Raw genomic sequence first — 13,745 nt, 5'->3', positions numbered from 1 at the left:
CATGAAACTCTATCGCGCCTTTGCCACTGTTGGCGGTCTGACGCTCGTGTCACGCGTGCTTGGGTTCGTGCGCGACATCCTGTTCGCGTGGGCGTTCGGCGCGGGCTGGGTGGCGGACGCCTTCAACGTCGCCTTCCGGTTTCCGAACCTGTTCCGGCGGCTGTTCGGCGAGGGCGCGTTCAACTCCGCGTTCATTCCGCTGTTTGCAAAGGAGCTGGAAGTCAACGGACGCGAGCAGGCGCGCGCGTTTGCCGAGGAGGCGATGAGCGGCCTCGTGCTGGTGCTCGCCGTGTTGACCATCGTGGCCATGATCACGATGCCGTGGCTCATGTATCTGCTGGCTCCGGGCTTCAGCGCGAACGCCGAGAAGTTCGATCTCGCGGTGTTGCTGACGCAGATTACGTTCCCGTACCTCTTTTGCATGTCGCTCGTCGCGCTGTTCTCAGGCGTGCTCAATACATTCGGCAAATTCGTCGAAAGCTCATCCGTTTCGATCGTGCTGAATCTTACTCTGACGGCGGCGATCTTCATCGGGTTCGGGCTCGGCTTTCATAACGAGCCGGGTGGCGGCATCGTGCAGGCGCTGGGCGTGCTCGCGGCGGGCATCTTGCAATTGATGCTTCTGTGGGGCGGGCTCCGGCGCAACAATTTCACGCTCAAGCTCAAACGTCCGCGCATGACGGACGGCGTGCGGCGGCTGATCACCTTGGGAATTCCCGGTGTGATCGCGGGCGGCGTGACGCAGATCAACATCATGATCGGGACCGTGATTGCCTCGCAGCAGCCGGGCGCCGTGTCACAGCTCTATTACGCCGACCGCCTGTACGAGCTGCCGCTCGCCATCGTCGGCATCGCCATCGGCGTGGTGCTGCTGCCCAATGTGGCGCGGCAACTCAGGGCGGGCGATCACGCCGCCGTGCTGGACAGCCAGAACCGCTCGCTCGAATTCGCGATGCTGCTTACCGTGCCCGCCGCCGTGGCGCTGGCGCTGGTGCCGATCCCCATCGTCAAGGTGCTGTTCGAGCGCGGCGCGTTCACGGCCACGGATACGGCGCAGACGGCGGCCGTGCTCGCCGTGTTCGCGCTGGGCCTGCCGTCGTTCGTCATGATCAAGGTGTTTTCGCCGGCCTATTTCGCGCGCGAGGACACCAAGACGCCGATGCGCTACGCGGCCATCAGCCTGATCGCGAACACGGCCGGCTCGATCGCGCTGTTCTTCTGGTTCCGCAAGCTTGGCATGCTTCCGCATCTCGGCATCGCTGTCGCGACCACGCTCGGCGGCTGGCTCAATGCCGCCCTGCTGTGGGGCACACTTGTCAAGCGCGGGCATTTCGCCGTCGACAAGCGGATGGTGCGGGCGTTCGGGACCATTCTCGCGTCCAGTGTCGTGATGGGGGTGGCGTTGCTGGCGCTGGCGCATGTCCTGGGGCCATATTTTGCAACCAGCGCCGGGTTCGCGACCCACGCGATGGCGCTCGCGGCGCTGATCGGAGGGGGGCTCGCCATCTACGCGGTCGCCGTGCTCGCCACCGGAACCATGACGCTTCGCCAACTGCGCAATCTCACGCGCCGGAGCTGAGGCGCGCCTCGCGAGCCTTGCGTCGGGCGTTCGGCCGCGCCATAACGCGCGCGAGCCGAAACCGAGCGTGGACCCCGTGACGATGAAATTCCAAGACCGTGTTTTCTCCGGAATGCAGCCGACCGGCACTCTCCACCTCGGCAACTATCTCGGGGCCATGGTGCAGTGGATCGAGATGCAGAAGTCGCACGAATGCATCTATTGCGTCGTCGATCTGCACGCCATCACGGTCTGGCAGGATCCAGCTGAACTCAAGACCTCCATCCGTCAGGTCACGGCCGCCTACATCGCGTCCGGCCTCGATCCGAAACGCAGCATCGTGTTCAACCAGAGCCAGGTGCCGGAGCACGCCGAGCTGGCGTGGATCTTCAACTGTGTCGCGCGGCTCGGCTGGCTGAACCGGATGACGCAGTTCAAGGAGAAGGCCGGCAAGGACCGCGAGGCCGCGTCCGTGGGTCTCTATGCGTACCCGAACCTGATGGCGGCCGACATTCTCGCCTATCGCGCAACGCATGTTCCCGTCGGCGAGGACCAGAAGCAGCATCTCGAACTCGCACGCGATATCGCGCAGAAGTTCAACAACGACTTCCGTGTCTCGATCGAAGCGAAGGGCTACGCGGACGGCGTGTTCTTCCCGCAGCCGGAGCCGGTGATCACGGGCCCCGCGACGCGCGTGATGAGCCTGCGCGACGGCACCAAGAAGATGTCGAAGTCCGAACCCTCGGACATGAGCCGCATCAACCTGATGGATGACACCGACGCAATCGCGGACAAGATCAAGCGCGCCAAGACGGATATGGAGCCCGCACCGCCCAGCACGCTCGACGAGCTGCGCGGACGGCCCGAGATCGACAACCTCGTCGGCATCTATGCGGCGCTTGCGGGTGCGACGAAGGAGGAAGGCTTGAAGGTGCTGGCCTCGACCTCCGGCGAGGGGCCGAGCGTCTTCACCGGCTTCAAGCGGGCGCTGACCGAGATCGCGGTCGAGAAGCTGGGGCCGATCCGCGGCGAGATCGTGCGCCTCATGAACGATCCGGCGGAAATCGACCGTGTGCTGGCGGACGGGGCGCGGCGCGCCCGGGCGATCGCGACGCCGGTCATGGACGAGGTCAAGGATATCGTCGGCCTGATCCGGGGGTAGGCCGCGCGTGACGGCCATCCGAGGCACGACCAACAGCGGGGCCGCGTCTCTCTGTTGTGGACTGCCTCGACCCGTGGCAGCATCCCGGCGATGACGCTGACATACCGCAAACGCCGCTCGTTCGAAGCTGGCCACGCCCGCAAGTTCCTGCTCATGGTCGATGAGAGCACGGAATTCGAGAGTGCGCTTTATTACGCCGCCGCGCGCGTCGTGCGCTCGTCCGGCACGATCCTGATGCTGTACGTGATCGAGCCGCAGGACTTCCAGCACTGGGCCGGCGTGCGGCAGGTACAGGTCGAGGAGGAGACGCTCAAGGCGCGGGCGCTGTTCCGGCTGCTCCGGCGCAAGCTCAATCTGGTCGGGTTCGAGAACATCCCCTGCGAGGAACTGATCCGCGAAGGCATCAGGTCCGAGGAGATGATGAAGACCATCGCGGAGGATGAAGACGTTTCGATTCTCGTGCTGGGCGCCTCCACGGATCCGAAAGGTCCGGGTCCGCTGATTTCCACGCTGATGGCCGGCTCGGTCGTGGGCTCTTTCCCGATCCCGATCACGATGGTACCGGGCAACCTCGCATTCGACGACATCATCGCCTTGGCCTAGCGCGGCTTTTTGGCCTGGAGCGGTCAGAGCCGGCTGATTTTGGGCTCGAAATGTTCCGAGTCAGCAGCTAGACAATTGTCGCGGGCGCGCCTATTTGCTAGAACGTTTCTAAAGACAGTCCGCTGGCCGCGCCTCATTAAGATCGGGCCGGCGTTCGAGGAGATCCGACATGTTTATCCAGACCGAGGCGACGCCTAATCCGCAGACGCTGAAGTTCATTCCCGGAAAGCCGGTGCTCGAAGACGGCACGGCCGATTTCCGTGGCAAGGGCGACGCCGACGCCTCGCCGCTGGCGCGCCGGCTGTTCGACATCGAAGGCGTGTCGGGCGTGTTTCTCGGCTCGGATTTCATCTCGGTCACCAAGACCGACTCCGAGTGGCAGCACCTCAAGCCCATGATCCTCGGTGCGATCATGGAGCACTACATGTCTGGCGCTTCGGTTGTCGATGCGGACGGCGCCAACGATGCGGCCGAAGGCAGCTTCGATCCCAAGGATGGGGATGTGGTGGCGACCATCAAGGAGCTGCTCGAGACCCGCGTCCGCCCGGCGGTGGCCCAGGACGGCGGCGACATCACCTTCGCTGGATTCCGGGACGGCATCGTCTACCTGCATATGCGCGGCGCGTGCTCGGGCTGTCCCAGCTCGACGGCGACGCTGCGGCACGGCATCGAAAACCTGCTCCGGCACTTCTGTCCGGAAGTCGAGGAAGTTCAGGCCGTCGGATTGTAGATTTCGGAACCCCGCCCCTCCTGGCGGGGTTTTCGTTGCGGCCTTCCACTCCCGTTTAGGATCCCTAGAATGGCACACGCTTTGGACGCTGCGGCGCTGTCGCAGCTTTTTCTCGCCGCTCGCACGCATAACGCTTGGCAGAGCAAGCCGGTGCCGGATGAGCTTCTGGTGCAGCTCGTCAACACGTTGAAGATGGGGCCGACGAGCGCGAACTGTTCTCCAGTGCGGATCGTGTTCGTGCAAAGCCCGGAGGCAAAGGCGCGTCTCAAGCCGTTTCTGTCGGAAGGCAACCGCGACAAGACGATGAGCGCACCGGTGACTGCCATCATTGGCTACGATCTCAAGTTCTACGATCGCTTGCCGATGCTGTTTCCCCATACCGACGCGCGGCCGTGGTTCACGGGAAAGCCTGAGTACATTCTCGAAACGGCGTTCCGTAATGGGTCCCTGCAGGGCGCCTACCTCATTCTTGCGGCGCGCGCGCTCGGGCTCGACTGCGGGCCAATGTCCGGTTTCAACGCCGATGGCGTGACGGCGGAGTTTTTCGGCGGGACGGATATCAAAGCCAATTTCCTCTGCAGCCTCGGCTATGGCGACCCCGCCGGTCTGAGGCCGCGCGGGCCGCGGCTGACGTTCAACGACATCGCCAAGATCGTATGAGCCTCATCTCGCTGCGCTCGAAAGGCTTCCAATGCGGGCGGGGCTTGGGCTATATGCTCAAGTCATGAATACGCTGGCATTCGACACCTGCTTCGCGGCCTGTTCGGTCGCCGTCACATGGCGCGCATCCGGTGCCGATGCGCCGCCGCCGGGTGTCACCCGTTTCGAGCTGATCGAGCGGGGGCACGCCGAACGCCTGATGCCGATGATCGACGAGGCGATGGGTGAGGCGCCCTTCGGTTTTTCCGAGCTGCAACGCATCATCGTGACGACCGGCCCGGGCACGTTTACCGGGCAGCGCGTGGGCATCGCGGCGGCCCGCGCGCTTTCGCTCGCCACCGGCGCACCCGTCGCCACGCTCTCCAGTCTCGCCGTGATGGCGTATGCCGCGGCGGCGCAGCTCGGCAACGAGGTGCAGGAACGCACGCTCGCCATCGCCGTCGATGCGCGCCGTGGCGAAGTCTATTTTCAAGCGTTCAATCGCGCCGATGGCAGGTCGCCGCTGCAGCCGATCAACGAACCGGCGCTTCTCTCGCCGGCCGATGCCGTTATCGCGCTTGCCGGGGCGGAGACGATCATCGCAGGTAGTGGAGCCGGATTGGTCGCGGCCGCGGCTGGAGAGGGCGGGCGCGTCGCTGCCCGGCTCGAAACCCTGCAGCCCGACGTTCGCTTCATCCCGCACGATGCAGTGATGCCGACGGCATCGCGGCCGCGCCCGCTCTATCTTCGGCCGCCGGATGCGAAACCGCAGGGCGGCGCTCATTTGAATCCGGGCGACGCCCAAGCTATGAGGGTGTCATGACGGCTACTCCAGTTGATCCGAAATACATCTCGCTGCTGTGGGCAGGGCCGGATCAGGCGGCTGAGATCGCGCGCCTGCACGGGCAGCTTTTCAATCCTGCCTGGAGCGAGGAGAGCGTCCACGCGATGCTCGATCATCCCGCCTCGACGGCCTTCCTGGCCGTCTACAGCGGCCCGCCCCGGACGAGCATCGGCTTCGTGCTGGCGCAGCTTGCGGCGGATGAAGCGGAGATCCTGTCGATCGGCGTTATGCCGGAATGGCAGCGTCAAGGCATCGGCCGCCGGCTCGTCGACGGTGTCGCGCGTGCGGTGCAGCGCGCGGAAGCGAAAAGCCTCTATCTCGAAGTGGCGGCCGACAACGACGCGGCGCTCAACCTCTACAGCCGCGCCGGATTTCTCGGGACGGGGCTCAGGCGCGGGTATTACGAGCGGCCGGGCAGTGCGCCCGTCGATGCCGTGACGCTTGCCCTAAGGCTCTAACGGCCTTGTAGAATCCCCCGTACTGATCCAGAAGAGCTTGACGTCCGGCGGTGATCTTCCGTCCGCTCACGATATCGGGATAGACGCAATGGCGGTCTCGAAAGACGATAGCCTCTCGCGGCTTGAGGTGCTGTGCGCCGAACACGGGCTGCGCATGACGGGCCAGCGCCGGGTGATCGCGCGGGTGCTGTCGGACGCCCGCGACCATCCCGATGTGGAAGAGCTGCACCGGCGGGTGCACAAAATCGACGCGCATATTTCCCTGTCGACGGTCTACCGGACCGTGAACCTGCTCGAAAAGAAAGGCATTCTCGAGCGGCATGCGTTCGGGCGCGGGCGCGGCCGCTGGGAAGAGGCGACGCGCGACCACCATGACCACCTGATCGACATCGAGACCGGGCGCGTGATGGAATTTCACAGTGCCGACATCGAACAGTTGCAAGAGAAGATTGCGCGCGAGCTGGGTTTCAAGCTGGTCGGGCATCGGCTCGAACTGTATGGGACGCCGATCGCCAAGAAGAAGCAGCCGCGCAATTCTTGAACAGGCCCCGCTGGCGCCGCGTCCGCGGCGTCCGGCGGATCTCTTGGACGTGATGGATCGAGATGGGAACGTTCAGAGGCGCCGCGATCCTGACGGGTTTTTTCGCCCTCACCGTACCGCTGATGCCGGTGCAGGCGCTGCTGTTGCGCTTATCGACGCCCGCCGCACGGCGCTTTCCGCATTGGTATCACCGGCAAGTCTGCCGCCTGCTCGGCGTGAGGCTCACTATCGAAGGCGAGGTGGCGGTGGGAAAGCCCGTGCTGCTCGTCGCCAATCATACGTCGTGGCTCGACATCCCCGTGCTGTCCGCGGTGGCGCCGCTGTCGTTCGTGGCCAAGAAGGATGTCGCGCGCTGGCCGTTCGTGTCTTCGCTGGCGCGCTTGCAGCGCACCGTGTTCGTGGATCGCGAACGGCGCAGCGCTGTTGGCGAGACGACGAACGAAATCATGGCGCGATTGGCCTTGGGCGATACCGTCGTGCTGTTCGCCGAGGGCACGTCCAGCGACGGCAACCGGGTGCTGCCGTTCAAGACCTCGCTGTTCGCGGCCGCCAAGCCACCGGTCAAGGCGGGCGTTGCGGGGGCTGCGCCCTCGGACGTCGTCGTGCAGACCCTGTCGCTGGTCTACACGCGCCTTCACGGTATTCCCATCAGCCGGTCGGCGCGGCCATCGGTCGGCTGGTACGGGGACATGGAAATGCAAAGCCATGCCTGGGCGCTGCTGAAGTCCGGCCCACTCGATGTCCGCATCCGCATCGGCGCGCCGATGCCGCTCGACAGCTTCGCGGATCGCAAGGATCTCGCGCGCCGCACCGAGGACGACGTGCGCGAGCAGGTGGTCAAGATTTTGCGCAATGTGCCGGACGACGTGCGGATCGCGGTGACGGCGCCTGCGCTTGAGCATCGGGCGGCGGCGCGGTCGACGGGCAGCGGCTCCGCGTTCCGCTGAAACGGCGATTCTCGCGCTCGTTCCCGTGCCGTTAACGACGATGCGGTGCGGGCGACGATTGGACATCTGATTTCCAAAGCCTTGACGCCGCTGGACAAAGGTCCGGCGCAATGCTGCAATGCAGCGACACGAGATGCGATGGGCCGGGAAGTGTGCTACCGCCGCATCTTCATTCTGTTTGTGCCGAGCGATCCGGGCTTTGACCGTCGGCGCAGTGGACTTCAAAGCGCGGGTCAACTTCTAAGCGCGGGACGCTCTAAGCGGGACTTTGGCACTTGGACGATCTGGACCTCATGCCCTTCGACGACGCTGCGCAGCAGACCTTCGCGGACGGGGAAACTCGAGCCGAGCCGAAGCGCGTGTTCATGAGAACATTCGGCTGCCAGATGAACGTCTACGACTCGGAGCGGATGAGCGAGGCGCTGGCCGCCGAGGGTTACGTCGAGACGAGCAATCCGGCGGACGCCGATCTCGCAATCCTCAATACGTGCCACATCCGCGAAAAAGCGGCGGAGAAGGTCTATTCGGATCTTGGCCGCTTGCGTGACATCAAGCTTGCGCGCGGCAAGGGTGGCAAGGAGACGGTCATCGCGGTGGCGGGCTGCGTCGCGCAGGCCGAAGGCAGCGAGATCGTGCGGCGTGCACCCGCGGTCGATCTCGTGGTGGGGCCGCAGAGCTACCATCGCCTGCCTGAGCTGCTGGCGCGGCTGCGCGGCGGGGAAAACGCGCTCGTCGAAACCGCGTTTCCGGACGAGGACAAGTTCGCGGCGCTGCCAAAGCGCCTGCCGGCAAAGTCGCCGACCGCGTTTCTCACGGTGCAGGAAGGATGCGATAAATTCTGCACGTTCTGCGTCGTGCCCTATACGCGCGGCATGGAATATTCGCGGCCGGTTTCAGCGCTCGTGGACGAAGCGCGCCGCCTGGTCGATCGCGGCGTGAAGGAGCTGACGCTGCTCGGGCAGAACGTCAACGGCTATCACGGCGAACGCGCAGAGGGCGACGCGGCGTCGCTGGCGGGGCTGATCCGCGAGCTCGCCAAGATCGGCGGTCTCGACCGCATTCGCTACATGACGAGCCATCCCCGGGACATGACCGACGATCTCATCGCGGCGCATCGCGACGAGGACAAGCTGATGCCGTTCCTGCATCTGCCGTTTCAAGCTGCCTCGGACCGTGTGCTCGCCGCGATGAACCGCAAGCACACCGCCGACGACTACCGTGCGTTGATCGCGCGGATCCGGGCGGCGCGGCCGGACATCGCGCTGTCGACCGACATCATCGTCGGATTTCCAGGCGAGTCGGACGAGGACTTCGAGGCGACGCTCGCGCTCGTGTCCGAGATCGGCTTCGCGCACGCGTTTTCCTTCAAGTACAGCCCGCGGCCCGGCACGCCGGCCGCGACGATCGATCCGCAGGTGCCGGAGGACGTTAAGCGTGATCGTCTGGAGCGCCTGCAGCAGTTGGTCGAGGCGGGCTACGCGCGCTTCAATGGCGCGCTGGTGGGGCAAACGATCCCGGTTCTGTTCGAGAAGGCGGGCCGCCGCGACGGCCAGCTTGTCGGCCGGTCGCCCTATTGGCAGCTCGTGCACGCGGACGCGCCGGTTTCAATGATTGGACAAATCGTCGATGTCACGATCGATTCCGCAAAGGCGAACAGCCTTTCGGGTGTCACAGCGATGCCGATATGAACATGTTAACGGTTCGCGCGTTGGGGTCTTGCGTTGATCCGACGTCCCTACGCTCTATGCTAGGCTTACCGGGAGGGGGGTCGCGATTCGGCTTCCCAGGTCTCAGGAGACGAGGCGATTGACAATAGCGCGCGGTCAGACGGCCATAGGTCGAAGGCGAGTGGCTAAATCCCAGGTTCCCAGCAAGCGACTGGTCGTCCCGTTCGAGGACAACCGTCTCCTCACCCAACTCCTCGGCGAGTTCGACGCCAATCTGGCCCTTCTCGAGGACCGGTTGGGCATCGAGGCGCATGCGCACGGCAATGTGGTCGTGCTGACAGGGCCGGAACAGGCGTGCGAAGCCGCGCGCGACGTTCTCGAGCGCCTGTATGCGCGTGTCTCGCGCGGCGAGCATCTCGGACCGGGCGATTTCGACGGCGTCATCCGCCACAGCGGAAGCGTTGCCGGTCAGGTTCTTGAAAAGCCGACGGACGGGCAGGCGCAAATCTCCACGCGCCGCAAAACCGTCAAGGCGCGCACGCTCTCGCAAAGCACCTACATCCGCGCGCTCGAGCAGACCGACCTCGTGTTCGGCATCGGTCCGGCCGGCACGGGCAAGACCTATCTCGCGGTCGCATTCGCGGCGCAGTGCCTCGAGCGCGGCGACGTCGAGCGCATCATTCTCTCGCGTCCCGCGGTCGAAGCGGGCGAGCGGCTGGGCTTCCTGCCCGGCGACATGCGTGAGAAGGTCGATCCCTATCTGCGTCCGCTCTACGATGCGCTCTACGATGTGCTGGCGCCGGAAAAGGTCGAGGCGCATATCGAGGACGGCGTGATCGAAATCGCGCCACTCGCGTTCATGCGCGGTCGTACGCTTGCCAATTCGTTCGTCATTCTCGACGAAGCGCAGAACACGACGAGCATGCAGATGAAGATGTTCCTTACCCGTCTGGGTGAGAACTCGAAGATGGTGGTGACGGGCGATCCATCTCAGATCGATCTGCCACCGGGCATGACCTCCGGTCTCGAAGAGGCCGTGCGGCTGTTGACCGATGTTCCCGACATCACCGCGGTGCGCTTCACGAGCGTCGACGTCGTGCGGCGCGATCTCGTCGCCAAGATCGTCGAAGCCTACGACCGCGCCGGGCCGGTCAGGAAGCCTTGATATGCCGGATGACGCGGACAGTCGAAGTTTGAGCGAGGGGCGAAGTTCGACCGGGGGGCGCCAAAGGCCGCCCCTCTGGCTCAGCCTCGACATTCTCCACGAAGCGGGCGACTGGTCTGGACTTGCGGATCGCGACGCCTTGATCGAGAGCGCGGCGCGGGCGCTGGCCTCCGACGCGCGGTTTTCTTCGCATACTCCGGCCGAAGTCTGCGTCGCGTTGAGCGACGACGCGACCGTGCGCGAGCTCAATTCGCGTTTTCGCGGCAAGGACAAGCCGACCAACGTGCTGTCGTTTCCGGCGCCGGAAGGGTTTGGCGGCGAAGCGCAGCCGGCTTCTCTGGGCGACATCGTGCTGGCGCAGGAAACGGTCGCGCGGGAAGCCCGCGAGCAGGGCATCGAACCGGCGCATCACCTCCAGCATCTCGTCGTGCATGGTTTGCTCCATCTCCTCGAATTCGACCACGAGACGGACGAGGACGCTCACATCATGGAAAGCCTCGAGGTCGAGATTCTCGCCTCGCTCGGCATTTCGAACCCTTACATCGGCGAAGCAGCAGTCCCATTAACTCATGACCAGTGACGACGAACAGATCGACGCCCTCGGTGCCGACGGCGACCGGCGCACCATGCGCGAGAGCGCCAGCGATTGGCTGCAGCACGTGTGGACCCGGCTCGGGCTCGCGGAACAGCCGACGCTGCGCGACAAGCTGGAAGTGCTGCTGAAGGAGGAGGCCAAGGCGTCGGGCGGCTTCTCGCCCGAAGAGCGCAAGATGCTCTCCGGGCTGTTGCGGTTCGGGGCTTCGCGCGTCGACGAAATCATGGTGCCGCGGGCCGACATCATCGCGCTCGAAGAATCGGAGCCGCTCGGAGAATTGGTCCGGCTGTTCGAGGAAGCCGGTGTCTCGCGCATTCCGATCTACCACGAGACGCTCGACGATCCGCGCGGCATGATCCACATCAAGGATCTGTTCCGGTGGATCTCGGCGGAAGTGGCGGGGCGTGCTCTGCGGGAACCGGTGAAGCAGCGGCTCGGTCCGGTGGAGGCCGGTGGGGCCGGCGCCAAACCCGATCTCAGCCGGATCGATCTCACACGACCGATCTCGGTGTTCAAATTCCGCAAGCCCGTGCTCTATGTGCCGCCGTCGATGCCGGCGATGAACCTGCTTGTGCGCATGCAGGCGACGCACGTCCACATGGCGCTCATCGTCGACGAATACGGCGGGACGGACGGCCTTGTGACCATCGAGGACCTGGTCGAGCAGATCGTCGGCGATATCGAGGACGAGCACGACGAGGAGGAAGCCGACCTGATCGCGGAGGATCCGAAGCTCGGGCTCGTCGCGTCGGGACGCGCTCCGGTGCAGGACTTGGAAACACGGCTCGGCATCAAGCTTCTCAAGCCCGAGGAGGAAGCCGATATCGATACGCTCGGCGGACTCGTGTTCGCGATCGTGGGACGCGTGCCGGCGCGCGGCGAGCTGATTCATCACGCCTCAGGCGTCGAATTCGAAGTGCTCGATGCCGACCCGCGCCGGGTCAAGCGTCTCAAGATCCACGTTCCGGCCAGCCCCTCCGCCGACGCCGACAAGGCCGGCTAGCCGCCATGGCCGTGGGCGCGTGGATCGGTAATCTGCATCACCGGATTTGTGCTGCGCGCGGATGGAGGCGATGGGGCCTCGCGTTCGCGGCGGGAGCGCTGTCGAACTTTGCGCTGGCGCCGTTCTTCATTTCGCCGGTGCTGTTTCTGACGTTCCCGGTGCTGGTCTGGCTGCTCGACGACGCGGCCCGGCGCTCGCAGCATCCGCTTGAGCGCGCCCGGGCGGCGGCTTGGGCCGGATGGTGGTTCGGCTTCGGCTACTTCATGTTCGGCCTGTTCTGGATCGGCGAAGCGTTCCTCGTCGAGGCGGAGACGTTTGGATGGCTGTTGCCGTTCGCGGTGACGCTGATGCCGGCCGGGCTCGCACTCTTCTGGGGTGCGGCGGCGGCGGCGGCCGTGCTCGTCTGGCGGCCGGGCTGGGAGCGCCTGCTGGTACTCGCGCTGGCGCTGACTGCTGGCGAATGGCTCAGGGGCCACGTGCTCACCGGTTTTCCGTGGAATGTCATCGGCTACGCGCTGACGTGGCCGCTGCCCCTGATGCAGGGGGCCGGGCTCGTCGGTATCTACGGCCTGACGCTGCTGGCCGTGCCGCTCTTTTCGGCGCCTCTGGTCATGGCGGCCGGCGCGCCGCACGACGCGGGAATGCGGCGCTCCATCCTCGCCGTCGTTCTGATCACGGTTCTGCCGCTTGCCGTGCTGGCTTGCTACGGCGGCTGGACGCTCGCGACCGCGCCGACGGGGTCCGTGGACGGCGTCAAATTGAGGATCGTGCAACCGAGCATTGCTCAGCGCGACAAATGGCGCGCCGAGAAGCAGGGGCAGATTTTCCAGGATCATCTCGATCTGTCGCGCACCGATGCCGCGGGTCGGCGGGACGATCTCGCGGGCATCACGCACGTGGTGTGGCCGGAAGCCGCGATGCCGTTTCTCCCGCTCGAGCATCCGGAGGCGATGGAGGCGATCGGTTCGATGCTGCCTGGCAAGGCCATCCTCCTCACGGGGGCCTTGCGACGCGATGACATGCCTGCTGACATGCCGGCGGACGGTTCGGGGGGCCCTGTACGGCGGGCCTACAACAGTCTTATGGTGATAAATGCCGATGGTCTTCTGAACAGCATTTATGATAAAACTCACCTGGTGCCCTTCGGTGAGTATTTGCCCTGGCAGGCAACGCTCGAAGCCATCGGGTTGCAGCAGTTGACGCGTTTGCGTGGAGGATTTTCCGAAGGCATCACGCCGCGGCCGTTGTTGGCCGTTCCGGGTTTGCCACCGGTCGGCGGGCTCATCTGCTACGAGGCCATCTTTCCCGGCGTCGGCGCGGCGAGTGCAGGCCGTCCTGGCGTGCTGGTGAACGTCACCAACGACGGATGGTTCGGAAACACGACGGGGCCGCGGCAGCACTTTCACCAGGCGCGGGTGCGGGCTGTCGAAGAGGGGCTGCCTTTAATACGTGCCGCGAATAACGGTATTTCGGCCGTCATCGACGCGAATGGCAGGGTTATAGGAATGGCCGGAATGAATGTCAGGGCTTCGCTCGATTCTGTGCTTCCGATTGCCACGCAGCCGCCGCCGTATGCAGTTTTCGGCGATGGTATTCTTCTACTCATCAGCGCGTTATTTGCCGGGGCACTTGGGTATGTAAGGCTGAGGTGACGCGGCTCGAGAAGACATATTTGTTAAGCAAGCGTAGTCCATCATTTTTCTGATCCGAATACATTCTTATTTCGCACGCCATTGCTCTATAGTATTTACTTCAATTCTAGTTGCGGAGTGCAAGCACTATCCGCACTCTGCAAGATTGATCCTGCAGCGAAAGTTCCTTAAGGCACTTGTG

Annotated in this window: 14 protein-coding genes; all 14 read left to right on the top strand. The window is 64.6% G+C overall.

The genetic code is table 11. The features are described 5' to 3' along the window. Position 1: 1 nt before the first annotated feature. The 14 genes from murJ (at position 2) to lnt (ending at position 13,564) form a co-directional block, all read left to right on the top strand. Complete coding sequence (gene murJ, locus ACTIFK_RS13260) at positions 2 to 1,579, top strand: murein biosynthesis integral membrane protein MurJ (RefSeq protein WP_439543547.1); 1,578 nt, start codon at positions 2 to 4, stop codon at positions 1,577 to 1,579. A gap of 82 nt (positions 1,580 to 1,661) precedes the next feature. Beyond that, the gene (gene trpS / locus ACTIFK_RS13255) at positions 1,662 to 2,720 is read left to right on the top strand and encodes a tryptophan--tRNA ligase (RefSeq protein WP_439543546.1); all 1,059 of its coding nucleotides are present in this window, start codon (positions 1,662 to 1,664) and stop codon (positions 2,718 to 2,720) included. A gap of 90 nt (positions 2,721 to 2,810) precedes the next feature. Further along, the gene (locus tag ACTIFK_RS13250; RefSeq protein ID WP_439543545.1) at positions 2,811 to 3,323 is read left to right on the top strand and encodes a universal stress protein; all 513 of its coding nucleotides are present in this window, start codon (positions 2,811 to 2,813) and stop codon (positions 3,321 to 3,323) included. Positions 3,324 to 3,492: 169 nt separating this feature from the next. Continuing rightward, positions 3,493 to 4,053 (top strand): NifU family protein, encoded by a 561-nt coding sequence (locus ACTIFK_RS13245; RefSeq protein ID WP_439543544.1) that lies wholly within the window; start codon positions 3,493 to 3,495, stop codon positions 4,051 to 4,053. A 69-nt stretch (positions 4,054 to 4,122) separates the two neighbouring features. Continuing rightward, positions 4,123 to 4,713 (top strand): malonic semialdehyde reductase, encoded by a 591-nt coding sequence (locus ACTIFK_RS13240; RefSeq protein WP_439543543.1) that lies wholly within the window; start codon positions 4,123 to 4,125, stop codon positions 4,711 to 4,713. Positions 4,714 to 4,777: 64 nt separating this feature from the next. Continuing rightward, positions 4,778 to 5,515, top strand: a complete 738-nt coding sequence (gene tsaB / locus ACTIFK_RS13235; protein WP_439543542.1) for a tRNA (adenosine(37)-N6)-threonylcarbamoyltransferase complex dimerization subunit type 1 TsaB — start codon at positions 4,778 to 4,780, stop codon at positions 5,513 to 5,515. Beyond that, positions 5,512 to 5,994 (top strand): ribosomal protein S18-alanine N-acetyltransferase, encoded by a 483-nt coding sequence (gene rimI / locus ACTIFK_RS13230; protein ID WP_439543541.1) that lies wholly within the window; start codon positions 5,512 to 5,514, stop codon positions 5,992 to 5,994. The genes tsaB and rimI overlap by 4 nt, the downstream gene beginning before the upstream one ends. 88 nt (positions 5,995 to 6,082) lie before the next feature. Beyond that, the gene (locus ACTIFK_RS13225) at positions 6,083 to 6,535 is read left to right on the top strand and encodes a Fur family transcriptional regulator (RefSeq protein WP_439543540.1); all 453 of its coding nucleotides are present in this window, start codon (positions 6,083 to 6,085) and stop codon (positions 6,533 to 6,535) included. Between the two features lie 62 nt (positions 6,536 to 6,597). Next, positions 6,598 to 7,482, top strand: a complete 885-nt coding sequence (locus tag ACTIFK_RS13220) for a lysophospholipid acyltransferase family protein (RefSeq protein ID WP_439543539.1) — start codon at positions 6,598 to 6,600, stop codon at positions 7,480 to 7,482. A gap of 293 nt (positions 7,483 to 7,775) precedes the next feature. After that, positions 7,776 to 9,170: a tRNA (N6-isopentenyl adenosine(37)-C2)-methylthiotransferase MiaB gene (gene miaB, locus ACTIFK_RS13215; RefSeq protein WP_439543571.1), complete on the top strand. Its 1,395-nt coding sequence runs from the start codon at positions 7,776 to 7,778 to the stop codon at positions 9,168 to 9,170. A gap of 160 nt (positions 9,171 to 9,330) precedes the next feature. After that, positions 9,331 to 10,314: a PhoH family protein gene (locus ACTIFK_RS13210; RefSeq protein ID WP_439543538.1), complete on the top strand. Its 984-nt coding sequence runs from the start codon at positions 9,331 to 9,333 to the stop codon at positions 10,312 to 10,314. Position 10,315: 1 nt separating this feature from the next. Then, on the top strand, positions 10,316 to 10,894 hold the full coding sequence (gene ybeY / locus ACTIFK_RS13205; protein WP_439543537.1) for an rRNA maturation RNase YbeY: 579 nt from the start codon (positions 10,316 to 10,318) through the stop codon (positions 10,892 to 10,894). Beyond that, entirely contained in the window at positions 10,884 to 11,912 is a 1,029-nt protein-coding gene (locus ACTIFK_RS13200; RefSeq protein ID WP_439543536.1) for a hemolysin family protein, read from the top strand. Before ybeY ends, ACTIFK_RS13200 begins: the two co-directional genes overlap by 11 nt. Positions 11,913 to 11,917: 5 nt before the next feature. After that, positions 11,918 to 13,564 (top strand): apolipoprotein N-acyltransferase, encoded by a 1,647-nt coding sequence (lnt, locus tag ACTIFK_RS13195; RefSeq protein ID WP_439543535.1) that lies wholly within the window; start codon positions 11,918 to 11,920, stop codon positions 13,562 to 13,564. Positions 13,565 to 13,745 lie beyond the last annotated feature (181 nt).

This window comes from Hyphomicrobium sp. (assembly GCF_051860585.1).
In the GTDB taxonomy this organism is placed as follows: domain Bacteria; phylum Pseudomonadota; class Alphaproteobacteria; order Rhizobiales; family Hyphomicrobiaceae; genus Hyphomicrobium_C.
This window is presented reverse-complemented; position numbering and strand designations above follow the sequence as displayed.